The following is a 25,234-nucleotide window of genomic DNA, read 5'->3' as shown; positions in this document are numbered from 1 at the left end:
GCTCAATGGCCTGAGCCCTGTCGACTACAGGGCTCAGGCTGCTGGTTAATACTGTCCAACTTTAGGGGGGCAGTCCACTCTGTGGGAGCGGGCTTGACCCGCGATTGGCCTGCGACTGTTACATCCTTTTTCCTGACCGATCAATCCGCTATGCTCGGTTCCAGACCGCGCCGCCTCGAGCCGGATAGTGCTGCAGGAAAGAGGGCTCCATGATCAGTAGCAAGTTGCCGAACGTCGGCACGACCATCTTTACCACCATGTCCCAGCTCGCCGCGCAAACCGGCGCCTTGAACCTGTCCCAGGGTTTTCCCGATTTCAACGGCCCGCAAGCACTGCTCGATGCGGTCGGCCGGCATGTCAGTGCCGGACACAACCAGTACAGCCCCATGACCGGCTTGCCGGCATTGCGCCAGCAGGTGGCGAACAAGATCGCCCGCAGCTATGGCGTCAGCGTCGATGCCGAGCATGAAGTCACCATCACTCCCGGTGCCACCGAAGCGATCTTCTGTGCCATTCAGGCGGTGATTCGCACAGGCGATGAGGTCATCGTCTTCGACCCCAGTTACGACAGCTATGAGCCCTCGGTAGAGCTGGCCGGTGGCCGTTGCGTGCATGTGCAACTCACTGATGGCGAGTTTGCCATCGACTGGCAGAAACTCACCGACGCGCTCAGCCCGCGCACGCGGATGATCATCCTCAACTCGCCGCACAACCCCAGCGGCGCGTTGATCAGCCGCGATGACCTGGACAAGCTGGCGCTGCTGATCGCCGAGCGCGATATCTACCTGATCAGCGACGAAGTCTACGAGCACCTGGTGTTCGACGGCGTGCAGCACGCCAGTGTGTTGGCCCATGAGGCGCTGTACCCGCGCGCTTTCGTGGTCAGCTCGTTCGGCAAGACTTATCACGTCACTGGCTGGAAAACCGGCTATGTGGTGGCGCCGCCAGCCCTGAGCGCCGAACTGCGCAAGGTCCACCAGTACGTCAACTTCTGCGGCGTGACCCCGCTGCAATGGGCGCTGGCCGATTTCATGGCGGCGCACCCCGAGCATGTCGAAGAACTGCCGGCCTTCTACCAGGCCAAGCGCGACCTGTTCTGCGACTTGTTGGGCAGCTCGCGCTTGCACTTCAGACGCAGCGCTGGCACTTACTTCCAGCTGGTGGATTATTCGCAGATTCGCCCGGACCTGAACGACGTCGACATGTCGCTGTGGCTGACCCGTGAACATGGCGTGGCGACCATTCCGGTGTCGGTGTTCTACCAGCACCCTATCCCCGAGCAGCGCCTGGTGCGCCTGTGCTTTGCCAAACGCGAGGAGACGCTGCGTCAGGCAGCGGAAAAACTATGCGCGATCTGAGTAGCCTGCCGAACCTGAACATCGCGTTGGTGCAGACCAGCCTGGCCTGGCAGGACCGCCTGGCCAACTACGAACATTTCGAAACCCTGCTGGATCAGGCCCGTGGCGCCGACCTGATCATCCTCCCGGAGATGTTCACCACCGGCTTTTCCATGGACTCCGAAAGCCTGGCCGAGCCCGAGAACGGGCCGACCTACAAATGGCTCAAGAGCCAGGCCAAGAAGCTCGATGCCGTGGTCACCGGCAGCGTGATCATCCAGGCCGCCGACGGTAGCCACCGCAACCGCCTGCTGTGGGCGCGGCCCGATGGCGAGATCCTGTTCTACGACAAGCGCCACCTGTTCCGCATGGCCGGTGAGCACAAGCACTACACCCCAGGCGAACGCCAGGTGCAGTTCGAACTCAAGGGCTGGCGGGTCCGGCCGTTGATCTGCTACGACCTGCGGTTCCCGGTGTGGAGCCGCGATGCCCAGGACACCGACCTGCTGCTGTACACCGCCAACTGGCCAGCAGCCCGTCGCCAGCACTGGAACCGCCTGTTGCCGGCGCGGGGCATCGAGAACCTCTGCTATGTGGCGGCGGTGAACCGCGTGGGTACCGACGGCAAGGGTTTTGCCTACACCGGCGACAGCCAGGTACTGGACTTCCAGGGAGAGAGCCTGCTGAGTGCCGGGGAGGCGGACGGGGTGTTTACCGTCGTGCTCAGCGCGGCGGACCTTGCGGCCTACCGCACGCGGTTTCCGGCCAATCTGGATGCCGATACCTTCGATCTGCACTGACCGCCATCGCTGGCAAGCCAGCTCCCACACCAGACCTGTAGGAGCGGGCTTGACCCGCGATGAGGCCCTCAAGGCTTAGTACACATCCCGCCGATAGCGCCCCAGCTCGATCAGCCGTTCAACCTCGGCAGCCCCCAGCACCTCGTTCAGCACCTCATCGACGCCACTGGCCATGCCCTGCAAACTGCCGCAGATGTAGATCGACGCGCCCTGATCCAGCCAGCGCCGCAGCTCTGGCGCCTGCTCGCGCAAGCGGTCCTGCACATAGACCTTGTGGCTCTGGTCGCGAGAAAAGGCCAGGTCCAGCCGCGCCAGATCAGCGCTGCGCTGCCAGCCCTGCAGCTCATCCCCGCAGAGAAAGTCATACGCCTGGTTGCGTTCGCCGAACAGCAGCCAGTTGCGCTGCTCACCGGCCACGATGCGGCCCTTGAGCAGGCTGCGCAGCCCGGCCAGCCCGGTACCGTTGCCGATCAGGATCATTGGCGTTGCCGGTGCCGGCAGGTGGAAACCGCTGTTGCGGCGCAGGCGCAGGCTGACGCTGTTATCCACAGCCAGGTGCTCGGTCAGCCAGCCTGAACCCAGGCCCAGGCTGCCGTCAGGGTGGCGTTCCTGGCGTACGATCAGCTCGAGCACGCCGTCACTGGCGATCGAAGCAATCGAGTATTCCCGAGCAGCCAACGGGATCAGCGCATCGACCAGGGCCTGGGCGTGCAGGCCGACCAGGTGCTCGCGGCTTTTCGGCAACTGGCGGCTGGCCAGGGCCTGCAGCAGGCTCTCCTGCAGGCCTTCGACCTGCACGCAAGTTTCGCCATCAAGCCCCAGGCCCTTGAGGAACAGCTCAAGGCTCTGGGGGGTGTTGCGTGGGAGGATCTCCACCAGGTCTCCAGCTTCCCACTGCGCGGGGTGCTCAGGCGTGAGGCTGAGCAGATAGACCGCCGAGCCCTGGCTGCCCGGGTTCATCAATTCGCGACTGACAAGGGTCCAGTTGCCGAACTCGGGTGCTTGCCAGGCAGCAGGCGGCGTGCTTGCGGTGATTTTCGCAAGCTCTTGCTGCCAGTGCTGCAAGGCCGCCGGGTCAGCGCTGTCGACTTCTACCGGGGTGAAGGCGCTAGTGGCGCCGCGCTCGCCCAGCCAGGCCTGCAGGCGCTGGGCAAAGCCGCAGAAATGCGGGTACTGGCGGTCGCCCAGAGCGAGCAGGGCATAGTTCAGATTACCCAGGGCCCAGGGCTGTCCAAGCACTTTACGTTCAAAGCCGCGGGCGCTGTCGGGAGCTTCGCCGTCACCGAAGGTGCTGACCACGAACAGCGCTTGCCGGGCCTGGTTCAAGTCCTGCTCGGTCAGCTCGGCCAGGGGCCGGACCTGTACCGCGACGCCGGCAGCCTGCAGTTGCCCGGCGCTTTGCCAGGCCAGTTGCTCGGCAAAGCCGCTCTGGCTGGCAAAGCCCACCAGCCAGCCGCCATCTTGCCCGTTCGCAGGCGCGAGATTGCCCCGTGCAGCGCGAACCTGGCGCTTTTTACGCCGGCGGTCCAGGTACAACAGCCAGCCGGTGACAAAGAACAGCGGCATGCTCAAGCTGGCGATGGTCACCAGAATCCGCCCGGTCAGGCCAAAGTAGCTGCCCACGTGCAGGGCATAGACGCTGGCCAACAGCTGCGCCTTGAACGACTTGTCGGCGTAGCGCTCGTTGGTCTTCACCTGGCCGCTGGCCGGGTCGATGCTCAGGGTGTTGAGCGCGCGTTCGTGTTCGGCGCCTTCAAGCAGGTAGAAGATCGTTGCCGGTTGCTCACCGGCTGGCGGCAGGCGCAGGTTGTAGCTGGTCATGTCGGGACCGGCAGCGGCCTGCAGGCTGGCCCAGACGGCGTCGTAGTCGACCACCAGCGGCTTGGCGTCCTTGCCCGGGGCACCACCTGGGCGCCCGCCGCGGCCTTCGCCGCGCGTGTGTTGCTGGCCAGCAGCCGGGCTGTCGGCGAGCAGCGTGTTCAGGCCTTCGCGGTACCACTCGTAGCTCCAGAACAGGCCGGTGAGGGCAAACAGCAGATAGAACAGCAAGCACCAGGTACCGGCCACGGCGTGCAGGTCCCAGTTGAAGGCGCGGCCTTTTTTCGCCCAGTCCAGGGTCAGCCAGGTCCGCCAGTTCAGTGCCTTGCGCGGCCAGCGCAGGTACAGGCCCGAGAGGCAGAAAAAAATCAGCATCAGGGTACAGGCGCCCGTGATCTGTCGGCCGCTATCACCCATGGCCAGGAAGCGGTGCAACTGCAGCATCAGGTCGAAAAAGCCCTGACCGGCTACCTCGCCCTGCAGCTTGCCGGTGTACGGGTCGGCATAGCGCAACACGCCCCGACGCTCGCCGGGAGGAGGGGTGAAGAAAACCCGCGCGGCCCTGTCGCTACGCGGCTGGACCCAGAGCATGGCGACCTTGTCGCCTTGCTCGGCCTCGATCCTGCGCACCAGTTCAGGCATCGGCAGTACGCCTTGCTGACGTACCTCGACGGTAAGCACCTCGGGGTTGAACAGTTCCAGCAGCTCATCCTGGAACGACCAGATGGCACCGGTAATGCCCATCAGCGCCAGCACCAGGCCTGCGGTAATGCCGAAGAACCAGTGCAGTTGAAACAGGGATTTCTTCACCACATCAATCACCTTGTCGTGTCGCAAATGCGAATGCGACGCGCATTATGCCTTGATACACAAAAGCCCAGTTCACCTAAATGAACGGGGCTTGCTGCACGCACCAATCTGAAGTGGACGTTCGCACTCAGGCCGTGTTCGATCCTGATAGTGCCCCAACCGCCGAACGGGCTTGTAGAGAGTCAATGGGAATCAATACCATTGGCATCCTTTCACCTTCAGGTGCTGTGCCATGCTGCTACCTATTTCCGGCCTGTTTTCCTCCGAGGAGGTTCAGCGCATTCGTGAGGCGCTGGAACAAACCGAATGGGCCGACGGCAAGATCACCGCGGGTTACCAGTCGGCCAAGGCCAAGCACAACCTGCAGTTGCCCGAAGGCCACCCGCTGGCCAAGGAAATTGGCACGGCGCTGATCGAACGCTTGTGGCAGCATCCGCAATTCATGTCGGCGGCCTTGCCGCACAAGGTGTTCCCGCCGCTGATCAATTGCTATCGAGAGGGCGGCAACTTCGGTTTTCACATCGACAACGCCTTGCGCCAGCCCCGAGGCAGCCACGAGCGGGTGCGTACAGACCTGTCCTCGACGCTGTTCCTGAGCAACCCCGAGGACTACGACGGCGGTGAGCTGGTGATCCAGGACACCTATGGCGTGCAGCAGGTGAAGCTGGCGGCGGGCGACCTGGTGTTATACCCGGGGACCAGCCTGCACAAGGTCAACCCGGTGACCCGTGGAGCGCGTTATGCGGTGTTTTTCTGGACCCAGAGCCTGGTGCGCGAAGACAGCCAGCGTGCGTTGCTGTACGAGATGGACCAGGCCATCCAGCAATTGGGCGCCGATGTACCGGATCACCCGGCGCTGATCCGCTTGACCGGTACTTACCACAACCTGCTGCGCCGCTGGGTCGAGGTTTGAGCCATGACTTTCGCCTTGCGCAACCGCCAGGAGCTGGACAGCGAACAGTTCGCCCAGATGCTCGAACACAGCCCGGCAAAAGCTGCCCAGGCTTTGCTGGCCGCGGCAGGGCAGGACATCGTCGAGGCGCAGTTGCTGCTCGGGCAGATCCTTCTCGACGGGCGTGGCATCGAGAAAGACCCGGCCCTGGCCCGGCGCTGGTTCGCGATTGCCGCCAACCGTGGCAGCGCCATGGCGCACAACATGCTCGGGCGGTGCCTGGAGCATGGCTGGGGCGGTGAAGTGGACCTTGCAGCGGCAGCCGCGCGGTATGCTCAGGCGTCACGAGCCGGGCTCGACTGGGGGATGTACAACTTCGCCAACTTAATGGCCACCGGTCGTGGTGTGGAGCAGGACAGCACCGCAGCCTTGGGCCTTTATCGTCAGGCCGCCGAGCTTGGGCATGCCAAGTCGATGAACCTGCTGGGGCGTTATCTGGAAGAAGGGCGGCATTGCCCGCGTGATGAAGCGAGCGCGCAGCATTGGTACCAGCGCTCGGCAGAGGCTGGGGATTTTCGCGGGCAGTTCAGTTATGCCGGGGTATTGGCAGGCAAGGGCCAGGTACACGAGGCCCTGGTTTGGCTACAGCGCGCGCTGGCCATCGGCAACGTGAATTTTCTGAAGGTCGCGGGACCTGCGCTGGAGCAAGCCGCGGACGCCGAAATTCGCGCCCTGGCGCCGGCCTACCAGGCGCGCCTGCTGCAATTGCAAGCGGGGCACTGAAACGAAAACGGGGCCAGCCCGCTGGCTGATCAGCAGCAGGCTGGCCCCGCGCCGAGCTGCCAGGCAGCCCGGTTGAACTTACAGGTAGTAAGCCTTCAGCGGCGGGAAGCCGTTGAATTCCACCGCGCTGTAGCTGGTGGTGTAGGCACCGGTCGACAGCCAGTACAGGCGGTCACCGATCGCCAGGTTCAGCGGCAGGCCGTACTTGTAGTGCTCGTACATGATGTCGGCGCTGTCGCAGGTGGGGCCTGCGATCACCACTTCTTCCATCTCGCCTTTCTTCTCGGTCCAGATCGGGAACTTGATGGACTCGTCCATGGTTTCGATCAGGCCGGAGAACTTGCCCACGTCGGTGTACACCCAGCGCTCGACAGCGGTACGCGATTTACGCGCCACCAGCACCACTTCACTGACCAGGATGCCGGCGTTGGCGATCAGCGAACGGCCTGGCTCGAGGATGATTTCCGGCAGGTCGTCGCCGAAGTCTTCCTTGAGGAAGCGGATGATCTCTTCGGCGTAGGTTTCCAGGCTGTTGGTACGGGTGATGTAGTTGGCCGGGAAGCCGCCACCCATGTTGATCAGCTTGAGTTCGATGCCGTCTTCTTCTTTCAGGCGCTCGAAGATCACTTTCACTTTGGCGATCGCTGCGTCCCAGACGCTGATGTCGCGCTGCTGCGAGCCGACGTGGAACGACACGCCGTATGGCACCAGGCCCAGGTCACGGGCGAGGATCAACAGGTCCATGGCCATGTCGGTCTGGCAGCCGAACTTGCGCGACAGCGGCCAGTCGGCGGTGGTCGAGCCTTCGGTGAGGATACGCACGTAGACTTTCGAGCCCGGGGCAGCCTTGGCGATGTTGCGCAGGTCGGCTTCGGAGTCGGTGGCGTACAGGCGCACGCCCTTCTCGTAGAAGTAGCGTATGTCCTTGGATTTCTTGATGGTGTTGCCGTAGCTGATGCGATCGGCGCTGACGCCGCGGCTCATCACCTTGTCCAGCTCATAGATCGAGGCGATGTCGAAGCTCGAACCCTTTTCCTTGAGCAGGTCGATGATCTCCACGGCCGGGTTGGCCTTGACCGCGTAGTAGACCTTGGCGAACTCGAAACCGGCGCGCAGGTCGTCATAGGCCTGGCTGATCATCTGCGTGTCGATGAGCACGAACGGGGTTTCTTGCTTGTCGGCGAACGCCTTCATTTTCTGGAAGGTATCGCGCGCGAAGTAGTCTTCGACCTGAATCGACATGCTTAGGGACTCCATGGGCAAACTGAAAAAATAAGTGGCTGCAACTGAACGTCCTCCGTATCCCCACTTTGGTTCGCCTACTTCCCAAGGCATGTCGCCGAAAGCAAAAAGGTCATCCGTGCGTGATAAAGCGAGCTACGGGTGACCTTGCTGTCTCGTCGTCAGTACTTGAGCCGGATGGATCGTTTCCAGCATGGACGTTCGGCGCGAACTTTAGGACCTGAGGGGCTTGAGATCAACAAAAAATGTCGCGTTTTTGCACACGTCCGTCGCCCCGGGGCGGCCAGCCACTTTGCTACCGACCCAGGTAAACAGTAGATGTTCAATTTGATGACAAAAGCGTTAAAAATACCGGTATACGCCGGGATCTCTCGTAGAACACGCAAATGGATGCAATAGTCGAAGTTGGTGGCGAAAGTGCGGTAAATATCGGTCATTTGCGGGCGCAACGACGCTCAAGCACAGCGCGCGATTAATCGGCGGCTGTTCATATTTTTTTTCGCCCTGACAGTCGGTCGTCGACACACTTTTTCGTCGATTTTTTTCCCGCCGGGCGCTTCGTCGGTAGCAGCGATCTTCGATTGCCGGCCTTAATAAGAAATATTACTATTCGCGCCATTCCTACTCGCCTGTGAAGACCTGTGCATCGTGTCGCGACACAAAGGCTTTCTCGACCACTACCACGAGCTGATCGGTACCTGGACGCGCAAACTGCGCAGTCGTCAGCAGGCCGAGGACCTGGCGCATGATGCATTTGTGCGGGTACTGGAAAGCGACCAGGCCGGGGTCGAGCAACCGCGGGCTTATTTGCACCAGACTGCGCGCAACATTGCGGTGGACGGCTACCGTCGCGAAGACCGTCGCCAGGCCCTGGAGCAGGACGCTTTCGAGCTCGGCAGTGATGCCTGCGGCGATCCGGAGGCCTATATGAATGCCGTGGAGCTGGCCGACAGCGTCGAACGTGCCCTGGCCGAGCTGCCGCTCAACTGTCGGCGGGTGTTCATCTGGCAGAAGCTCGAAGGCCTGACCCAGGCGGAGATCGCCGAGCGCATGGGCTTGACCAAGAACATGGTCGAAAAGTATATGATTCGCACGCTCCGGCATCTGCGTGAGCACCTGGATGTGTCGACGAGATGAGTCAGGCGAATGTTTTCATGAATCAGGACGCGTGCCGTTGCGGCAGCGAAACCGTGCGCGAGCAGGCGGCCCAATGGTTTGCCCGCAGCCGTGATGGCGCCCTGGCGCTGGCGCAACAGGGTGAGCTGCAGCGCTGGCTGGCCGAACACCGACAGCACCAATACGAATTCGATCTGCTCGGCACGCTCTGGGACGCTGCCGGGCACGTGCCGCATGCGCGTCTTGAGGCCCTGTGCCAGGCCGATCCGGTCAGCCAGTTGCCGCGTCGGCGCTTCATCAGTCAGGCATTGGCGGCCGGTGTTGCGAGCCTGGCGCTGGGTTTGGGCTGGTTTGGCTGGCAGCAGCACCAGCTCAATTATCAGGACCAGGTGCAGACGGCCCTGGGCGAACGTCGTCAGCTCGACTTGCCGGATGGCTCACAGCTTGAAGTCAACGGTCGAACGCAACTGGTCGTACAGTTCAGCGCCGGTCAGCGGCGTATCGAATTGCGTGAGGGCGAGGTGATGTTCAGCGTCGCCCACGACAGCGCGCGGCCTTTCATGGTCAGCACCGGGCATGGCACGGTGACGGTCACTGGTACTCGCTTCGATGTTCGCCAGGACCCGGAGCAAACCCGTGTGGCGGTCGAAAACGGCTCGGTGCGGGTCGAAGGCCGCGATGCCTCCAGGGCTCTGCTGACCGCCGGGCTCGGTTCGCATATCGATGCCCAAGGCCAGGTGGCGGCGCCCTACGCGGTAGATGCCGCAGCAGTGACCGCGTGGCGCAAGGGCAAGCTGGTGTTCAACGATGCGCCGCTCAGCGAGGTGGTCAAGGACGTCTCGCGCTACCGTGAGCAGCCCCTGCGTGTCGCCCCAGGCAGTGTTGCCGCGCTACGCCTGAGCAGCACCTTCAATGCCGACGATACCGACGCCTTGCTGCGGGCGCTGCCGAGCATCCTGCCAGTGGCGATCAAGACCCATGCCGATGGCTCCAGCGAAATAATCGCAAAATAAATTCAGGTTTTTTTCCAGTTGTTCGTCTTCCTGCCCAACTGCAACTGCCAAGCATTTCCATTTGCACGGCATTGACATCTATGTGGACCCTCAGGACCTCTCGACGACGTGAACAACAACAAGTTTTCCCCGCGTTCTAGCCGCTGGTTGCCTCTGGCCCTGGCCCTGGCTGTCAGTGGCGGTGTTGCCAGCAGCTATGCTGCACCGGCACCGGCACCGGCCAGCATCCAGATCCAGGCTCAACCCCTGGCTTCGGCCTTGAGCCAGTTGGGCCAGCAGACTTCGCTGCAGCTGTTCTTCAGCCCCGAACTGGTGGCCGGTAAACAGGCCCCGGCAGTGTCCGGCAGCCTGCAGCCGGAAGAAGCGCTGCAAGCCTTGCTTGAGGGCAGCGGCCTGACCTATGAAATCTCCCAGGGCACCGTCGTCCTGCACCCGCTGCAGACTGCCGGGACCTTGACCACCGGCAGCCTGGAACTGGCGCCCACCGACGTCAAGGTGGTCGGTGACTGGCTTGGCAGCGCCGAAGAAACCGTGGTCCACAACCATCCCGGCGCCCGTACCGTGGTGCGCCGCGAAGCGATGATCGAGCAGGGCGCGCTGAACGTGCGCGATGTACTGCGCGGCGTGCCGGGCGTCCAGGTGCAGGACTCCAATGGCACTGGCGGCAGTGATATCGCCTTGAACGTCGGCGTGCGCGGTCTGACCTCGCGGCTGTCGCCACGCTCCACGGTGTTGATCGACGGCATCCCGGCGGCGTTTGCGCCCTACGGCCAGCCACAACTGTCGATGGCGCCGATCTCTTCCGGCAACCTCGACAGCATCGACGTGGTGCGTGGTGCCGGCTCCGTGCGCTATGGCCCGCAGAACGTCGGCGGGGTGATCAACTTCGTCACCCGGGCGATCCCGGAAAAGGCCACCGGTGAGCTGTCGACCACGATGGAAACCTCCCGCCATGGCGGCTGGAAGCACATCGAGTCGGCGTTTCTCGGCGGCACTGCCGATAACGGCCTGGGCGCGGCGCTGCTGTACTCCGGGGTCAATGGCAACGGCTACCGCAGCAGCAACAACGACAACGACATCGATGACGTGTTGCTCAAGACCCATTGGGCAGTCACCGACAGCGACGAGTTCTGGCTCAACTTCCATTACTACGACGCCAAGGCCGACATGCCCGGCGGCCTGACCCAGGCCCAGTTCGACGACGACCCGTACCAGTCCGACCGCGATTACGACACGTTCAGCGGCCGACGCAAGGACGTATCCTTCAAGTACCTGCGCCAGATCGACGACGTCACCCAGTTCGAAGTGCAGACCTACTACACCGACAGCTTCCGTGGCAGCAGCATCGCTGCCCGCGACCAGAAGACCCTGTCGTCGTACCCGCGCAGCTACCACACCTTCGCCATCGAGCCACGGGTTTCACGGATCTTCTTCGCCGGCCCCACCACTCAGGAAGTCAGCGTTGGTTACCGTTACCTGAAAGAAGCGATGCACGAGCAGTCGACCCGCCTGGCGCTGATCAACAACGTGCCGACCGTCACCCCGACCTCCGACGGCCATGTGTTCCAGGATCGAACCGGCGGTACCGAAGCCAGCGCCTATTACATCGATGACAAGATCGATGTCGGCAACTGGACCATCACCCCGGGCATTCGCTTCGAGCACATCAACACCGACTGGCACGAGCGCCCGGTGCGCGGCACCAACGGTGTGCCGGTGCAGGAAGAGAACCGCAGCGTGACCAGCAACGAACCGCTGCCGGCACTGAGCGTGATGTATCACCTGTCCGATGAATGGAAGCTGTTCGCCAACTACGAAACCTCATTCGGCAGCCTGCAGTACTTCCAGCTCGGCCAGGGCGGCAGCGGCGATCAGACCGCCAACGGCCTGCAAGCCGAGAAAGCCAAGACCTATGAAGTGGGGACCCGCTACAACAACGGCACTTGGGGTGGTGAGCTGACCGCGTTCTACATCGACTTCGATGATGAGCTGCAGTACATCAGCAACGACATCGGCTGGACCAACCTTGGCGCGACCAAGCACCAGGGCATCGAAGCGTCGATGCATTACGACCTGTCGGGGCTCGATCCGCGTCTGCAGGGGCTGAGCGCCAATGCCGGCTTCACCTACACCCGTGCCACCTATGAAGGCGAGATCCCGGGCTTCAAGGGGCGCGACCTGTCGTTTTACTCGCGGCAGATCGTTAATGCCGGGCTGCGCTATGAGATTAATCGCTGGACCTGGAACCTGGATGCCTACGCCCAATCGAAACAGCGCGCACCGGGTACCGGCATGAATGCCGACGGCAGCTTCAACGGCAATTACATCACCGAGCCGAGTGCCGATGGCCAGTACGGCGACATTCCGGGCTACGTGACCTGGGCGGCGCGCGGTGGCTATGACTTTGGCAAGGAGCTGTCGAACCTCAAGCTGGCGGCCGGGGTGAAGAACATCTTCGACAAGCAGTACTACACCCGCTCCAGCGACAACAACGCGGGGATCTACCTGGGTGAGCCGCGCACTTTCTATGTGCAGGCCAGTGTAGGCTTCTGAGGCCTGATCGCGGGGCAAGCCCGCTCCCACATGTAGGAGCGGGCTTGCCCCGCGATGCTTTTCAGCGTTACGCGACCGCTTCTGCCGGCGACACAATGCAGGTCTTGCCCCCACGCGAACGCCCCGAACTCAGGTAGGCGGCAATCGATTCCTGGGTCACCTCGCCGAGGAACACCTGCTCGGCATCCAGCACCGGCAACCACGAGCGATTGAATTCGTACATCCGCGACAGCAGGATGCGCAGGTGCTCATCGTGCGACGCGGTGGCGTTGAAGGTACGCAGGAAGTCGGCGCAGGTGCCTTGCTGGCGATGCAGGTCGCGACGACGCACATAGCCCATGGCCTTGTTCTGCCCGTCGGTGACCACCAGGTAGCGACGGTCATGTTCGTCCATCAGTTCCAATGCATCGGCTACCGGCGTTTGTGGGCTTACCGCCGGTGCGTTGTCGGCGGCGTCTTCGGCACGCACCAGCAGCAGGCGCTTGAGGGTGCTGTCCTGGCCAACGAAGTTGCTGACAAAATCGTCCGCAGGATGGGCCAGCAGGGTGTCCGGGTGGTCGATCTGGATCAGCTTGCCAGCGCGGAAAATCGCAATCTTGTCACCCAGCTTGATCGCCTCGTCGATGTCGTGGCTGACCATGATCACGGTCTTGTTCAACGCCCGCTGCATCTCGAAGAACTCGTTCTGGATCATCTCGCGGTTGATCGGGTCGACCGCGCCGAACGGCTCGTCCATCAACAGCAATGGCGCATCAGCGGCAAGGGCGCGGATCACGCCGATACGCTGTTGCTGGCCACCGGACAACTCACGTGGGTAGCGTTGCAGGTACTGCTTGGGTTCGAGCTTGATCATGCTCATCAGCTCGCGGGCGCGCTCGTGGCATTTCTGCTTGTCCCAGCCGAGCAGGCGCGGGACCACGGTGATGTTCTCCTCGATGGTCATGTTGGGGAACAGGCCGATCTGCTGGATCACATAGCCGATGCGCCGGCGCAGGGTCACTTCATCCAGGCCGGTGGTGTCTTCGCCGTTGATCAGCACCTTGCCGGAGGTCGGCGCAATCAGGCGGTTGATCATCTTCAGCGTGGTGCTCTTGCCGCAACCGGACGGGCCGAGGAACACGCAGATCTCGCCTTCGTTGACGGTCAGGCTCACGGAGTCGACGGCTTTGACGTCCTTGCCGTTGGCGTGGAAGGTCTTGCTGAGGTTCTGGAGTTCGATCATTTGCGCAGTCCTTCTGGAGTCAGGGCACGTTGCAGGATTTGCAGCAGCAGGTCGGCGATGATGGCCAAAAGGCTCACCAGCACGGCACCGACCAGCAGCATCGACATGTCGCTGCGGCTGATGGAGGTAAGGATGAGCACACCCAGGCCACCGGCGCCGATGGTCGCGGCGATGGTCATGACACCGATGTTCATGACCACGGCGGTACGTACACCGGCGAGGATCACCGGCACGGCGATGGGCAACTCGACCATGCGCAGGCGCTGGCCGAAGGTCATGCCGATGCCGCGGGCGGCTTCCCGGATGCCCGGCTCGACGTTGGTCAGGGCCAGGTAGGTGTTGCGCAGGATCGGCAACAGCGAATACAGAAACACCGCCGTGATCGCTGGCAACGGCCCCAGCCCCTGGCCGAACGTGGAGTAGAACGGCAGCAGCAGGCCGAACAGGGCGATCGAGGGGATGGTCAGCAGCACCGTGGCAGCGGCTTGCAGCGGGCCGGCGAGGGCCGGGAAGCGGGTCATGAGGATGCCCAGCGGCACGCCGATGACAATCGCCAGGCTGACGGCGATGCCGACCAGGGTGATGTGCTGCCAGGTCAGGTGCAGGACCTGGGCCCAGTCCAGGTGGGTAAAGGTATCGAGCATGTTATGGCTGCTCCTGTGCAGGAGGATGCTGGCGCAGGTACTCGGCGGCGACGTTGCCCGGGCTCTGGTGTTCGACATCGACCTTGGCGTTGAGCTGGCGCATGGTTTCGTCGTCGAGCTGTTCGGCCAGGGGCTTGAGCAGGCTGGCCAGTTGCGGGTGGGCGTCGAGCACGGCCTTGCGCACCACCGGGGCTGCGGTGTAATCGGGGAAGTAGTGCTTGTCGTCTTCCAGCAGCTTGAGGTCAAAGGCGCTCAGGCGCCCGTCGGTGGTGTACACCAGGCCGCTGAACACCTGGCCGTTGCGTAGCGCGGTGTAGACCAGGCCGGCGTCCATCTGGCGGATGTCGCGGCGGGTCAGTTGCAGGTCGTAGGTTTCGCTCAGGCCCACCAGGCCATCGGGACGGTTGGCGAACTCGGTGTCCAGGGCCACCACGTGGGGGCGGTCCTGCTCGTCGCGCAGCACCTGGTTCAGTTCGCTGATGCTGTTGACCTGCGGGTATTGCTCGGCGACCCTGCGCGGCAGGGCCAGGGCGTAGGTATTACTGAACTTCGACGGCGTCAGCCAGATCAGGTCTTTCTTGGCATCCAGTTCCTTGACCCTGGCGTAGGTGGCGGCGGCGCTGGGCATGCGTTCGTCGATATGGTTGTAGGACACCAGCGAAACACCGGTGTATTCCCAGACCATGTCCAGCTGGCCGGTTTCGTGGGCGCTGCGGGCAAGGTTGCTGCCCAGGCCGCCGGTGATACGCACGTCAAAGCCGTTCTGGTTGAGGTACTGGGCAGTGATTTCAGCCAGCACCGTCTGTTCGGTGAAGACCCGCGCACCGAGGCGGATCACAGGTTTGGTCGCGGCCTGGGCAAATCCTGCGAACAGCAGGGCCGCGCCCAGCAACAAGGCGATTCTTTTCATGAGAGTTCCTTCGCTTAGTGGGCCAGGCCGCGTTCAAGCCAACGGCGGCTGGACTGCGCCACCAGGGCGTCGAGCACCAGGGCGAGCAGGGCGGTACAGGCAGCGCCGAGCAGCAGTTGCGGCTGATTGTTCAGGGCAATGCCGGGGAAAATCAGGCTGCCCAGGCTATTGGCGCCAATCAGGAACGACAGCGGCGCGGTACCGACGTTGATCGCCAGGGCCACCCGCACACCGCCGACGATGATCGGCACGGCGTTGGGCAACTCGACCCGCCAAAGGGTCTGGCGCGGGGTCATGCCGATACCGGTGGCGGCTTCCTTGAGCGAGGCGGGAACGTTTTTCAGGCCTTCGTAGGTGTTGCGTACGATGGGCAGGAGGGAGGCGAGGAACAGCGCGAAGACTGCGGGGCCGGCGCCAATGCCCAGGAAACTCAGGGCGATGGCCAGAACGGCCAGAGGGGGGATGGTGTTGCCAATGTTGAAAAACTGCATGAAGCGTTCGGCGCGGTCGACCCGGTGTGGTCGACTCAAGGCAATCCCAGCGGGTATGCCCACGGCTAACGCCGCCACCATCGACAGCAACACCAGCATCAGGTGCGCTTGCAGGTAGAACCACAGATCGGCGCGGTAGTGCGCGATCGTATCGATGCCGATCCAGTGGATCAGCAGGGCCAGGATGACGAGCACGAAGGCACATCCCATCAGCCCCTTGCCATAGCTTTTAGCCACAGGCGGACTCCTTTTGTTGTCGGCGAACACACTCCCGTGGCGGCCACCATTCCAGGCGGCAGGCAGTGTGATCGCGATAAGCAGCGCGTTGTCCGAAAACGGAGCGGAACACGCCATAAGCGAAGCCTCGTCAGGCTCGTAGTGCCGGTGAAACCAACCCTGACGAACGGTCATGACCGATTGCGGATCAGGGGAGTGGACGCCTCCACAGCCGTAAAGGTTCCCATCTGAAGCGGCATTTGGCCAGCGCTGATTAACCCAACGGTTCAGTTCGGGGGCAAATTTGGGCTATAATCTGCGCCCTTTTTTTGAATCACCTGCCAGGCGATTTCCCATGACCAACCAGGCCGCCGAAGTCGCGAAACGCCGCACCTTCGCCATTATTTCCCACCCCGATGCGGGTAAGACCACCATCACCGAAAAGCTCCTGCTGATGGGCAAGGCGATTGCCGTTGCCGGTACGGTGAAATCGCGAAAGTCCGACCGCCATGCCACCTCCGACTGGATGGAAATGGAGAAGCAGCGTGGTATCTCCATCACTACCTCGGTGATGCAGTTCCCCTATCGCGAGCACATGATCAACCTGCTCGACACCCCGGGCCACGAAGACTTCTCGGAAGATACCTACCGTACCCTCACCGCCGTCGACTCGGCGCTGATGGTGCTCGACGGCGGTAAAGGGGTCGAGCCACGGACCATCGCCCTGATGGACGTCTGCCGCTTGCGTGACACGCCGATCGTCAGCTTCATCAACAAACTCGACCGGGATATCCGCGACCCGATCGAACTGCTCGACGAAATCGAAGCGGTCCTGAAGATCAAGGCCGCACCGATCACCTGGCCGATCGGTTGCTACCGCGATTTCAAGGGCGTGTACCACCTGGCGGGCGACTACATCATTGTCTACACCCCGGGCCACGGCCACGAGCGTACCGAGGTGAAGATCATCGAGAAGCTCGACTCCGATGAAGCCCGCGCCCACCTGGGTGACGAGTACGAGCGCTTCCTCGAGCAACTGGAGCTGGTGCAGGGTGCCTGCCACGAATTCGATCAGGACGAGTTCATGCGCGGCGAGCTGACCCCGGTGTTCTTCGGAACCGCGCTGGGTAACTTCGGCGTCGACCACGTGCTCGATGCCGTCGTCGACTGGGCGCCACGCCCGCTGCCGCGCGAGGCCAACGAGCGCAGCGTCGAGCCGAGCGAAGAGAAGTTCAGCGGTTTCGTGTTCAAGATCCAGGCGAACATGGACCCCAAGCACCGCGACCGTATCGCCTTCATGCGTATCTGCTCCGGCCGTTACGAGAAGGGCATGAAGATGCGCCATGTGCGCACCGGCAAGGACCTGCGCATCGGCGACGCGCTGACCTTCTTCTCCTCCGAACGTGAGCAACTGGAAGAGGCCTGGGCCGGCGACATCATCGGCCTGCACAACCACGGTACCATCCAGATCGGCGATACCTTCACCGAAGGCGAGGCTCTGGGCTTCACCGGTATTCCGCACTTCGCCCCGGAACTGTTCCGCCGTGTGCGCCTGAAAGACCCGCTCAAGTCCAAGCAACTGCGCCAGGGCTTGCAGCAGTTGGCCGAAGAGGGCGCGACCCAGGTGTTCTTCCCCGAGCGCAGCAACGACATCATCCTCGGCGCCGTCGGTGTGCTGCAGTTCGATGTGGTCGCCAGCCGCCTGAAGGAAGAGTACAAGGTCGAGTGTGCCTACGAGCCAATCACCGTCTGGTCGGCGCGCTGGATCAGCTGCGACGACAAGAAGAAGCTCGAGGAATTCAAGAACAAGGCCGTGGAAAACCTGGCCATCGACGGCGGTGGTCACCTGACCTACCTGGCTCCGACCCGGGTCAACCTGGCGCTGATGGAAGAGCGCTGGCCGGATGTGAAGTTCCGCGCGACCCGCGAACATCACTGATCGTCATGCCCCGCCGCCTTCGGTGCGGCGGGGTTGCTTCCCTCATGGGTGCAGTTCTGCGCCTAACCGGTAGATCAGCAATGCCAGGCTGTCGGCATTGGACAGCATGATCTGCGCGCGTTTTTCGCTGTCATTCAAGAACACCTGGCGGGCCTGATTGAGGTCCCGGGCGCCGGTGATCTTCAGCACCAGCTTCTTGCCTTTACGATCACTGCGACGCAAGTCGCGCCGCGTGCCTGTGCCTTCATCGAACAGCGTGAACAACGTGTTCATCGGCGTCATGGCGCTGAAGCCGCTCTCGTGGGCGCGTTCCAGCCAGGCGCGCTCAGGACCTGCGATCAGCCAGTCAGCATAGGGGGCGGTGCCCAGGATGTAGATGATGTCGCGGGTCTGGCAGGCCAGGTGGGACAGCTCGTGCAGCAGGGTGAAGGCGCGGGTGAGGTTGGCGGCTTGCGGTTGGGTGTATTGCCCGCGTAGCGAAAGTTGATTAATGGTCGGATTGTCGAAGAAGGCGTCGAGCAAAAAGATCTGTCGGCTGCGGTCGGCGGGGTTGATGAAGGCGCTGGCATCGACGGGAGCCGCGAAACTGGTACCCATGACATAACGAGTCGAATGCACCGGTGAGTAGTTGCGTGAGAGCAGCAGCGTCAGCAGTTTCTTTATCGGCTTGCCTACTTGCACCAGGAGTGCGTCGGACACGTCCGCCACGTTGAAGAACTCCCTCAGGACCCTTGTCGTTTGCACCGGCAGCTGGCTCGCCGTGGTTCGACTGAGGTGGTAGTGGCAGTTCACCAGGTAGGTCACCGCCGTATCATGTGCTTCGCGGATCAAGTTGGCACGATAAGGGTTCACACGCTGGATCTGCGGCATGCCGACCGCGAGTATCGATATCTGTTCCCGGGACACCACCCGACGGGTATAGCGGCCGCTGAGGTCGCTGAGTACGCCGCCGGACTCGAGCGATCCGGCTTTTTCAGGCGGTGCCCTGTTCTCCAGGTTTTTCCAGAACACCTCCAGCGATTCGACCGCGCCAGTGACTTTGCCTACCAGCAAGCCCTGTACCAGTGCCGCGCAAAGTTCGGCCAGTGACTGGCCCCAGTTGCTGCGATCAAGTTTTTCCAGGGTTTGCAGCACGCCGGTTTCTGCCTGGAAGATGGCCAGCAGCGTGCCCAGCCGGCCAGGCAGGAACATGCTGACTTGCAACCAGAGCTGGCCGAGCAGGTTCTTCAATGTTTGCCAGCGGGCTTGTTCAAGGGTTACCAACTGGGCCTGGGCCATGTCCTGGAGCATCTGGGCGTTATCCACGAACAGTTGCTTGAGCAGGTTGCCGGCGATCGGACGCCACGCCAGGGTGATGGGGCCGGGGCGGGAAAACGGCAGGTCGAAATCCGATTCCGTGCTGAACGGCAGGTGCGGTTCTTCAAAGCCACCGCGGGCATAGCGCTTGCGCATCAGCGCAGGCATGCGCCCGAGCAGCAGGGCCTGCAGCGCCGGGGTGGTCCTGAGCTTTTTCAGCAGATCGCGGGTACCGGCAAATTGCTGATAGGTCTGGCGACTGTCGTAGGGGCTGTACAGCACCAGCGGGCCCGCCTCCTGTGCACCGATCAGGTACAGGCCGGGCACCTGGTCAGGCTCGAGCCCGGTATCGGCCACCAGCAGCAGTGGCGTCATGTTGATGCTCATGCCGGCAAAGGCTTGCCGCCTGCTGTCGTCCGGCATTTCCAGTACCCGGTAAATCAGTTGCAGCGCTTGAGCATTCAGCTCGCCCTTGAGCCTGGCGCGCCAGGCGGCTTCAAGCATCTGCCCGGGTAGTTGCCGGCAGAAGGTTGCCAAGCGCCGCGCATAGTCGGGGTCGTGTTCGGCGAATTTTTGCTGTAGCAGGCGCTGGTAATGGCCGCCAATGTCCAGCGCCTTGGCGAGGGTGCGTATGTACTGGCTGCGCAAGCTTGCCGGCAACAGATTATGGTACTGGTCGCTGACGAAGGTGATTGCATTGTCCCAGTCGCGGTAATGATCCAGCGCATACTCGACCAGTGTCTGGCGATGACGCAGGTAACTGGCAGGCAGCGCCAAGGGGATTTCGCCAGGCAGCGCCGGCGCGGTGATCCAGCGGTTGGTGGTAACGAAAATGTCTTCGGGTCGGTAATGCCCGGGGCCGAAATCCTGGTCCAGGCGCCGTTGCAGTTGTGCATGGGCGTAGGTGTCGATATCGGGGATATCGAACAGATAGTCCTCGGTTGTGCTCGACAGGTTCCTGGCCAGCACCTGCAAGTAGTCGTGCTGATCGGTTGCCGATGCCTTGCGTAACCAGGGCGGTGCATGGGCAGCAACAGTCTGCGCCTTGGCCCGCTCGCGCAGGCTAGCCAGGATCCCGGCAATCTCGTCACGCTCGCTGTAGTAGCGGTTGAGCGCCTTGACCACATTGCCCGGCAGCCGGGCAGCGATGGCCCGGTCGTAAAGCGTCAGAACCTGTGCTCGTCGTGCCGGCAGCGACGCGGGTGCAAGCGGGGTGTCGAGGCGGTCGGCCAGGGCGCGGATCAGCGCAAGTAGTTGCTGCTGGTAGCCTTGGGTCAGTTGCTCGTCGCTCATCAATACCTGTTGCAGTTGCGGGCGAAGGTTGCGGCGCACTCGCCCCGTGCAGTGGTGGATCAACGTCGGGGGTAGCAAGCGCAAGGGGATAGGCAGTTCAGTGGCTGTTGCGGCACTGGCCTGCCATTGCGTTTTGTCCGTGGGGTGCCAGATCAACTCGATCAAGGACAAGGCCGGGGTGCTGCTGCGCGAGGGGTGTACGGTGATGGCGTGCAGGGCCGGGCCCTTTTCCAGAAAGCGTGCCAGCTCATGTTTGACCAGCGCCCGGGTGATCGAGTTGAGGTTTGGACGCTGGGCGAGCATGGCGTGATACTCCGCTACCAATAGCCCTAGCTGAGTCTCTATCGAGGCGGCATCCGGGTTGCCATTGCTAAGGGTTGAAGCAATCCGTTGCAAAGCGGCCGTTGAGGGTGGTGCTGGCAGTGTGTGCCGGGGGCTGGTCCGGTCGCTAAGCCGATCATTGATCGTCAGCATCAGATGGTCGAACAGCGGTGTATCAACCAACGTGGCCTGAAAATCCACGGCAGGGTGCAGTTGCACTATCTGCCGTTGCGCCGCAGGTGCGTAACGCAGCACTTTCCCGATCAGTGCAGGATGATCCTGGAGGCTCAGCAGCGTCTGCTTGGCTTGATGCCGGTCGGCAAAGCGTTGCAGGCCGAAGTCGGGGTTATAGATGAACACTTCAGGCCAGTCGCGGTGGCTGAGCAGGAAAGTGGTATCCAGGGCGATGGCCTGGCCATCGCTTGTCAGGGCATCCAGGCGGTCCACGCGCAGGGCCGGGTCATCGCTCAGTCGCTGCAGGGATTGATGTTGTGGGTCCGTCAGCGGCTGCCTGGCGTGGAGCTGTTCGAGCTGACGAGCGAAGCCTGCACGCAGGACGTCACGGTGAAAGTAGGGCAGGTTGGCAAACGTCATGAAGCGGTCCCGGTAGTAAAAGACAACCGGGGGCCGATCCCCGCGGCAATCGCTGGAGATTGCCGCAGGCAAGCAGGGTAGAGGCGTTACTTATATCAATTGCCTGCCTTGATGCTGGTCCAGATCCGGGTGCGGATGCGGTCGATCTTGGCCGGCATCGCTTCCAGGGCATAGAGCTTGCCGAGCATCTGGTCGCTGGGGTAGATCATGCCGTTGGCTTTTAGCGCCGGGTCGACCAGGGTGTCGGCCGTGAGGTTACCGTTGGCGTACTGCACATGGTTGCTGATGTTGGCCATCACTTCAGGCTGCAGCAGGTAGTTCATATAGGCGTAGCCGGCTTTCTCGTCTGGTGCGTCGGCCGGCATGGCGACCATGTCGAACCACATCGGTGCGCCTTCCTTGGGAATCGAGTAGCCGACCTTCACGCCGTTTTTCGCCTCTTCTGCCCGGTTCTTGGCCTGCAGCACATCGCCGGAGAAGCCCACCACCACGCAGATATCGCCGTTGGCCAGGTCGCCGGTGTACTTGGAGGAGTGGAAGTAGCTGATGTACGGGCGCACAGTCATCAGCAGTTGCTTGGCCTTGTCGTAGTCTTTCGGGTCTTGGCTGTGGTGCGCCAGGCCCAGGTAGTTGAGGGCGATCGGCAGTAGTTCCGGGCCATTGTCGAGCACCGCCACGCCGCAGCTTTTCAGCTTGCTGATGTACTCGGGCTTGAAGATCAGGTCCCAGGAGTCCACCGGGGCTTTGTCGCCCAGCACCGCCTTGACCTTGTCGATGTTGTAGCCGATCCCGGTACTGCCCCACAGGTACGGGAAGCCGTACTGGTTGCCCGGGTCGTTGACCTCCAGGGCCTTGAGCAGCACCGGGTTGAGGTTTTTCCAGTTGGGCAGCTGGCGCTTGTCCAGTTGCTTGAGCGCCTTGCCCTGGATCTGCCGGGCCATGAAGTGGTTGGAGGGGAACACCACGTCGTAGCCGGAGTTGCCGGTCATCAGCTTGCCGTCGAGGGTCTCGTTGCTGTCGAACACGTCGTAGGTCGGCACGATGCCGCTGGCCTGCTGGAAGTGCTTGAGGGTGTCGGGGGCGATGTAGCTGGACCAGTTGTAGATTTTCACCGTATCGGCCGCCTGGGCGACGGAGGCGGCCAGTAGTACAGGTGCGAAGAGCAATGGGCGCATGTCCGGATTCCTTGCTTGGTCTGTTTTTTATCGAAGGAGGCAGGCGATCAAATGATCAGAAAATCAGCACGTAGGTCTTGCGCACGGTCTCCTGGATATCCCAGGTGCCGGTGCTGTTGGCCGGTAGCAGGATGGCGTCGCCGGCTTCGATGCTCAGCGGTTCGCCACCGTCAGGGGTGAAGGTGCAGCGGCCCTTGATGAAATGGCAGAACTCCTGCTGGACGATCTGCCGGCGCCAGCGCCCCGGGGTGCATTCCCAGATGCCGGTTTCGACGCCATCGCTGCGCTCGACGCAGGTTACCGAGGCGATCGAGACCGGCTCGCCGAGCGGTACGGCCACCGGGTTGGAGTCGTCGAGGGTGACGCTGTCGGTGTTCTTGAACTGGGTAATGCTCATACCGGTGAGTCCTGTGCAGGGGAACGAAAAGTCAGCGCATGAAACCTTCCATGAAGTCCGCCACGCCGCCTGCCAGGCGTCGGCGCCAGGGGGCGCTGGACGGGTTGGCGAGGGTCTGGTCTTCATGGACGAAACTCTTGATGATCGCGTTGTAGCCCAGCCAGCGGCAGGGTTCAGGCTCCCAGCCGGGCAGGCTGTGCAGGGCCCGGTCGTGGTTGGCCCAGGGCTGTTCGGTAAGCACGCTGCGCCGCTCCAGGATCAAGTCGGCCAGGGTTCGCCCGCCCAGGTTGCTGGCGCCGACGCCTTCGCCGCCGTAGCCACCCGCCAGGGCAATCCGCTGTTTGCGGTCGCAGAACATGTGCGGCTGGAAGCGCCGGGCCATGCCCAGGTTGCCGCCCCAGGCGTGGGTGATGGCGACGTTCTTGAGCTGCGGGAACAGTTCGCCGAACAGGTAGCGGCGCAGTTCGATTTCACTGTCGGTGAGGTCGAAGTTGTCACGCAGGCGCCCGGCGAAGCGGTAGCCGCCACGGGCGCCAAACACCAGGCGGTTGTCGAGGGTGCGCTGACCGTAGGTGACCTGACGGCTGTTCTCGCTGAAGGCTTGGCCGCGGTTGAGGCCGATCTGCTCCCAGGTCTGTTCGGGCAGCGGCTCGGTCGCCACCAGCAGGCTTTGTACCGGCATTTGATAGCGGCCCAGTGGCGGCAGATTGACCGAGTAGCCCTCGACCGCCGGTACCAGCCACTGGCATTTGACCCGTGCCTGCAACGTACGCACCTCGCCGGCGCGCCACTGGGTGACGGGGCTGCTCTCAAAGAGTTTCACGCCCATGGCCTCCACCGTACGGGCCAGGCCGCGTACCAGTTTGGCCGGCTGGATGGTGGCGACATTGGGGTTGAAGATTGCGCCATAGGGGCGGCTGATACGCAACTGGAGCGCCAGCTCATCGGGGCTCAGCCAGCGGTAGTCGGCTTCGCTCAGGCCCTGTTTGTAGCATTTGTTCAGGTAGGTGCGCAGGCTGGTTTCCTGCTCGGGGTAGCGCGCGGCGCAATACAGCACGCCAGCTTTGCGGTAGTCGCAGTCGATGCTTTCGCATTCGAGCACTTGGGCAACTTCATCGGGGATGCCGTGCAGCAGGTCAAAGCTGGCGCGTCGCTGTTCGGGGGTGCAGCCGGCGAGCAGGCGGTCTTCACCGAGCAGGTTACCCATCAGCCAGCCGCCATTGCGCCCGGAAGCACCGAAGCCTGCGATCTGCGCTTCGACGATGGCGATGTTCAGTTGCGGCGCCAGGCGTTTGAGGTAGTAGGCGGTCCACAGCCCGGTGTAGCCAGCGCCGATGATGCAGACGTCGACGTCCAGGTCCTGTTGCAGCGCCGGGCGTGAGGCCAACGGCTCATCGAGTTGGTCCATCCACAGGCTGATACTGCGCCATGCCAGCATTGTTCGGCTCCACATCGGTAACGGTCTGTGGCGATCCTAGAAGCTTGCGGGGCGCTGTGTCTTACGTGCGTGCACGCAGAGAATTCTGCTTCACGTAGGCCTTGGGCGACAGGCCGGTGTGCTGGCGAAAACACTTGTAGAACGCCGACAGCGAGTTGAAGCCGGCGGCAAAGGCCAGCTCGTCGACGCGCGCGACTGTGGCGCTGGCCCCCAGGCTGGTCAGCAGGTGTTGCAGGCGGGCCTGGTTGACGTAGCGGTAGAAGCTCTGGCCGAGCACCTGGTTGAGCAGGTAGGAGATCTGGTTACGGCTGTAGCCACTTTCGCGGGCGACGCGCTGTAGGTCCAGCTCCGGGTCCAGGTAGGGTTGCTGGTGCTGGAAGTACTGTTCCAGGTCCTGGGCCATGAAGCTCAGCTGGCGCGGCGACAGGCCCAGGCGGCTGACTGCCGGGCGCAGGTCGTTGTGGCCGGGGGCCTGGCTGGGGGCACGGACCAGCGAGGCGTACTCGTTGACCCGCCAGATCAAGCCGTCGCGCACGGTGATCGCTTCGCTGGACTGGAACGCCACCAAACCTTCGCCTCCGCGCAGGGTGACCTGGTACTGAATGAAGGCGGTGCAGCCGTCGACGCGGATGCGGTCACTGTGGACGATGTCTTCATCGGCTTCGCGGGGCATGCTCACGCGCACGTATTCGCGCAGCTGGTCGAGGTGCAAGACGCGGTTCTGGAAGAAGTCGTTGTAGTGGATATCGGGGTGATACAAGGCCATGACCCCGTCGAGGTCGCGATGCTTCCAGCACAGGTGGTAGCGCAGGACGGTGGCGGCGGTTTCCGGGGTTTGTTCCGGGCCGTCGGGGATAGGGGCTGGGGTCATTGACTGATAGTGCCCCAAGGCTGATCGAGGCTCAACTGCCGTTGGGGCCGCTGCGCGCCCCAA

At 62.7% G+C, this 25,234-nt stretch carries 19 protein-coding genes; 8 read left to right on the top strand and 11 right to left on the bottom strand.

Annotated elements, in window-relative coordinates; translation table 11 throughout:
• Positions 1 to 209: 209 nt before the first annotated feature.
• Positions 210 to 1,358 carry a pyridoxal phosphate-dependent aminotransferase gene (locus NLX68_RS08925; RefSeq protein WP_254283694.1) on the top strand — a complete coding sequence of 383 codons (1,149 nt, stop codon included), beginning with the start codon at positions 210 to 212 and terminating at the stop codon, positions 1,356 to 1,358.
• The gene (locus tag NLX68_RS08920) at positions 1,346 to 2,137 is read left to right on the top strand and encodes an amidohydrolase (RefSeq protein WP_254283693.1); all 792 of its coding nucleotides are present in this window, start codon (positions 1,346 to 1,348) and stop codon (positions 2,135 to 2,137) included. The genes NLX68_RS08925 and NLX68_RS08920 overlap by 13 nt, the downstream gene beginning before the upstream one ends.
• Before the next feature lie 75 nt (positions 2,138 to 2,212).
• On the opposite strand, the gene NLX68_RS08915 is transcribed toward NLX68_RS08920, so the two are convergent.
• Complete coding sequence (locus NLX68_RS08915) at positions 2,213 to 4,768, bottom strand: sulfite reductase flavoprotein subunit alpha (RefSeq protein WP_254283692.1); 2,556 nt, start codon at positions 4,766 to 4,768, stop codon at positions 2,213 to 2,215.
• Positions 4,769 to 4,997: 229 nt separating this feature from the next.
• On the opposite strand from NLX68_RS08915, the gene NLX68_RS08910 reads away from it, so the two are divergent.
• Complete coding sequence (locus NLX68_RS08910) at positions 4,998 to 5,678, top strand: Fe2+-dependent dioxygenase (protein WP_254283691.1); 681 nt, start codon at positions 4,998 to 5,000, stop codon at positions 5,676 to 5,678.
• A 3-nt stretch (positions 5,679 to 5,681) separates the two neighbouring features.
• Positions 5,682 to 6,440: a tetratricopeptide repeat protein gene (locus NLX68_RS08905; protein WP_254283690.1), complete on the top strand. Its 759-nt coding sequence runs from the start codon at positions 5,682 to 5,684 to the stop codon at positions 6,438 to 6,440.
• A gap of 78 nt (positions 6,441 to 6,518) precedes the next feature.
• On the opposite strand, the gene NLX68_RS08900 is transcribed toward NLX68_RS08905, so the two are convergent.
• Positions 6,519 to 7,682, bottom strand: coding sequence for a type III PLP-dependent enzyme (locus NLX68_RS08900; RefSeq protein WP_197875780.1), 1,164 nt, complete (start codon positions 7,680 to 7,682; stop codon positions 6,519 to 6,521).
• Positions 7,683 to 8,330: 648 nt separating this feature from the next.
• Between NLX68_RS08900 and NLX68_RS08895 the strand changes: the two genes are divergently transcribed.
• The 3 genes from NLX68_RS08895 (at position 8,331) to NLX68_RS08885 (ending at position 12,364) form a co-directional block, all read left to right on the top strand.
• Entirely contained in the window at positions 8,331 to 8,819 is a 489-nt protein-coding gene (locus NLX68_RS08895) for a sigma-70 family RNA polymerase sigma factor (protein ID WP_254283689.1), read from the top strand.
• Between the two features lie 17 nt (positions 8,820 to 8,836).
• A complete protein-coding gene (locus NLX68_RS08890) occupies positions 8,837 to 9,811 on the top strand; it encodes a FecR family protein (RefSeq protein ID WP_254283688.1) in 975 nt (324 codons plus the stop codon).
• Between the two features lie 108 nt (positions 9,812 to 9,919).
• Positions 9,920 to 12,364, top strand: a complete 2,445-nt coding sequence (locus NLX68_RS08885) for a TonB-dependent receptor (RefSeq protein ID WP_254283687.1) — start codon at positions 9,920 to 9,922, stop codon at positions 12,362 to 12,364.
• A 67-nt stretch (positions 12,365 to 12,431) separates the two neighbouring features.
• Here NLX68_RS08885 and NLX68_RS08880 read toward each other — a convergent pair whose 3' ends face one another.
• Genes NLX68_RS08880 through NLX68_RS08865 form a run of 4 tightly spaced genes read right to left on the bottom strand, consistent with a single transcriptional unit; the run spans position 12,432 to position 15,868 of the window.
• Positions 12,432 to 13,586, bottom strand: a complete 1,155-nt coding sequence (locus tag NLX68_RS08880; protein ID WP_254283686.1) for a betaine/proline/choline family ABC transporter ATP-binding protein — start codon at positions 13,584 to 13,586, stop codon at positions 12,432 to 12,434.
• Positions 13,583 to 14,230: an ABC transporter permease gene (locus NLX68_RS08875; RefSeq protein ID WP_100781962.1), complete on the bottom strand. Its 648-nt coding sequence runs from the start codon at positions 14,228 to 14,230 to the stop codon at positions 13,583 to 13,585. The genes NLX68_RS08880 and NLX68_RS08875 overlap by 4 nt, the downstream gene beginning before the upstream one ends.
• 1 nt (position 14,231) lies before the next feature.
• Positions 14,232 to 15,140: a glycine betaine ABC transporter substrate-binding protein gene (locus tag NLX68_RS08870; protein WP_254283685.1), complete on the bottom strand. Its 909-nt coding sequence runs from the start codon at positions 15,138 to 15,140 to the stop codon at positions 14,232 to 14,234.
• A gap of 14 nt (positions 15,141 to 15,154) precedes the next feature.
• Entirely contained in the window at positions 15,155 to 15,868 is a 714-nt protein-coding gene (locus NLX68_RS08865; RefSeq protein ID WP_010223432.1) for an ABC transporter permease, read from the bottom strand.
• Positions 15,869 to 16,202: 334 nt separating this feature from the next.
• On the opposite strand from NLX68_RS08865, the gene NLX68_RS08860 reads away from it, so the two are divergent.
• Positions 16,203 to 17,786, top strand: a complete 1,584-nt coding sequence (locus NLX68_RS08860) for a peptide chain release factor 3 (RefSeq protein ID WP_254283684.1) — start codon at positions 16,203 to 16,205, stop codon at positions 17,784 to 17,786.
• 42 nt (positions 17,787 to 17,828) lie between these two features.
• Here NLX68_RS08860 and NLX68_RS08855 read toward each other — a convergent pair whose 3' ends face one another.
• The 5 genes from NLX68_RS08855 to NLX68_RS08835 all read right to left on the bottom strand — a co-directional run bounded on the left by NLX68_RS08855 (position 17,829) and on the right by NLX68_RS08835 (position 25,171).
• Positions 17,829 to 21,290, bottom strand: a complete 3,462-nt coding sequence (locus NLX68_RS08855; protein WP_254283683.1) for a DUF6543 domain-containing protein — start codon at positions 21,288 to 21,290, stop codon at positions 17,829 to 17,831.
• Positions 21,291 to 21,385: 95 nt separating this feature from the next.
• Positions 21,386 to 22,465, bottom strand: a complete 1,080-nt coding sequence (locus tag NLX68_RS08850) for a polyamine ABC transporter substrate-binding protein (RefSeq protein WP_254283682.1) — start codon at positions 22,463 to 22,465, stop codon at positions 21,386 to 21,388.
• A gap of 55 nt (positions 22,466 to 22,520) precedes the next feature.
• On the bottom strand, positions 22,521 to 22,862 hold the full coding sequence (locus NLX68_RS08845; RefSeq protein ID WP_010223429.1) for a cupin domain-containing protein: 342 nt from the start codon (positions 22,860 to 22,862) through the stop codon (positions 22,521 to 22,523).
• 31 nt (positions 22,863 to 22,893) lie between these two features.
• Positions 22,894 to 24,300: an FAD-binding oxidoreductase gene (locus NLX68_RS08840; RefSeq protein ID WP_254283681.1), complete on the bottom strand. Its 1,407-nt coding sequence runs from the start codon at positions 24,298 to 24,300 to the stop codon at positions 22,894 to 22,896.
• A gap of 61 nt (positions 24,301 to 24,361) precedes the next feature.
• Positions 24,362 to 25,171 carry a nuclear transport factor 2 family protein gene (locus NLX68_RS08835; RefSeq protein ID WP_254283680.1) on the bottom strand — a complete coding sequence of 270 codons (810 nt, stop codon included), beginning with the start codon at positions 25,169 to 25,171 and terminating at the stop codon, positions 24,362 to 24,364.
• Positions 25,172 to 25,234: the final 63 nt, after the last annotated feature.

The organism is Pseudomonas sp. SBB6, from assembly GCF_024213215.1.
GTDB lineage: Bacteria > Pseudomonadota > Gammaproteobacteria > Pseudomonadales > Pseudomonadaceae > Aquipseudomonas > Aquipseudomonas donghuensis.
This window is presented reverse-complemented; position numbering and strand designations above follow the sequence as displayed.

Coding starts and splice junctions, on each gene's coding strand:
- NLX68_RS08925 (WP_254283694.1), top strand. CDS start 210: ATGATCAGTAGCAAGTTGCCGAACGTCGGCACGACCATCTTTACCACC.
- NLX68_RS08920 (WP_254283693.1), top strand. CDS start 1,346: ATGCGCGATCTGAGTAGCCTGCCGAACCTGAACATCGCGTTGGTGCAG.
- NLX68_RS08910 (WP_254283691.1), top strand. CDS start 4,998: ATGCTGCTACCTATTTCCGGCCTGTTTTCCTCCGAGGAGGTTCAGCGC.
- NLX68_RS08905 (WP_254283690.1), top strand. CDS start 5,682: ATGACTTTCGCCTTGCGCAACCGCCAGGAGCTGGACAGCGAACAGTTC.
- NLX68_RS08900 (WP_197875780.1), bottom strand. CDS start 7,682: ATGTCGATTCAGGTCGAAGACTACTTCGCGCGCGATACCTTCCAGAAA.
- NLX68_RS08890 (WP_254283688.1), top strand. CDS start 8,837: ATGAATCAGGACGCGTGCCGTTGCGGCAGCGAAACCGTGCGCGAGCAG.
- NLX68_RS08880 (WP_254283686.1), bottom strand. CDS start 13,586: ATGATCGAACTCCAGAACCTCAGCAAGACCTTCCACGCCAACGGCAAG.
- NLX68_RS08875 (WP_100781962.1), bottom strand. CDS start 14,230: ATGCTCGATACCTTTACCCACCTGGACTGGGCCCAGGTCCTGCACCTG.
- NLX68_RS08870 (WP_254283685.1), bottom strand. CDS start 15,140: ATGAAAAGAATCGCCTTGTTGCTGGGCGCGGCCCTGCTGTTCGCAGGA.
- NLX68_RS08860 (WP_254283684.1), top strand. CDS start 16,203: ATGACCAACCAGGCCGCCGAAGTCGCGAAACGCCGCACCTTCGCCATT.
- NLX68_RS08855 (WP_254283683.1), bottom strand. CDS start 21,290: ATGACGTTTGCCAACCTGCCCTACTTTCACCGTGACGTCCTGCGTGCA.
- NLX68_RS08850 (WP_254283682.1), bottom strand. CDS start 22,465: ATGCGCCCATTGCTCTTCGCACCTGTACTACTGGCCGCCTCCGTCGCC.
- NLX68_RS08845 (WP_010223429.1), bottom strand. CDS start 22,862: ATGAGCATTACCCAGTTCAAGAACACCGACAGCGTCACCCTCGACGAC.
- NLX68_RS08840 (WP_254283681.1), bottom strand. CDS start 24,300: ATGCTGGCATGGCGCAGTATCAGCCTGTGGATGGACCAACTCGATGAG.
- NLX68_RS08835 (WP_254283680.1), bottom strand. CDS start 25,171: ATGACCCCAGCCCCTATCCCCGACGGCCCGGAACAAACCCCGGAAACC.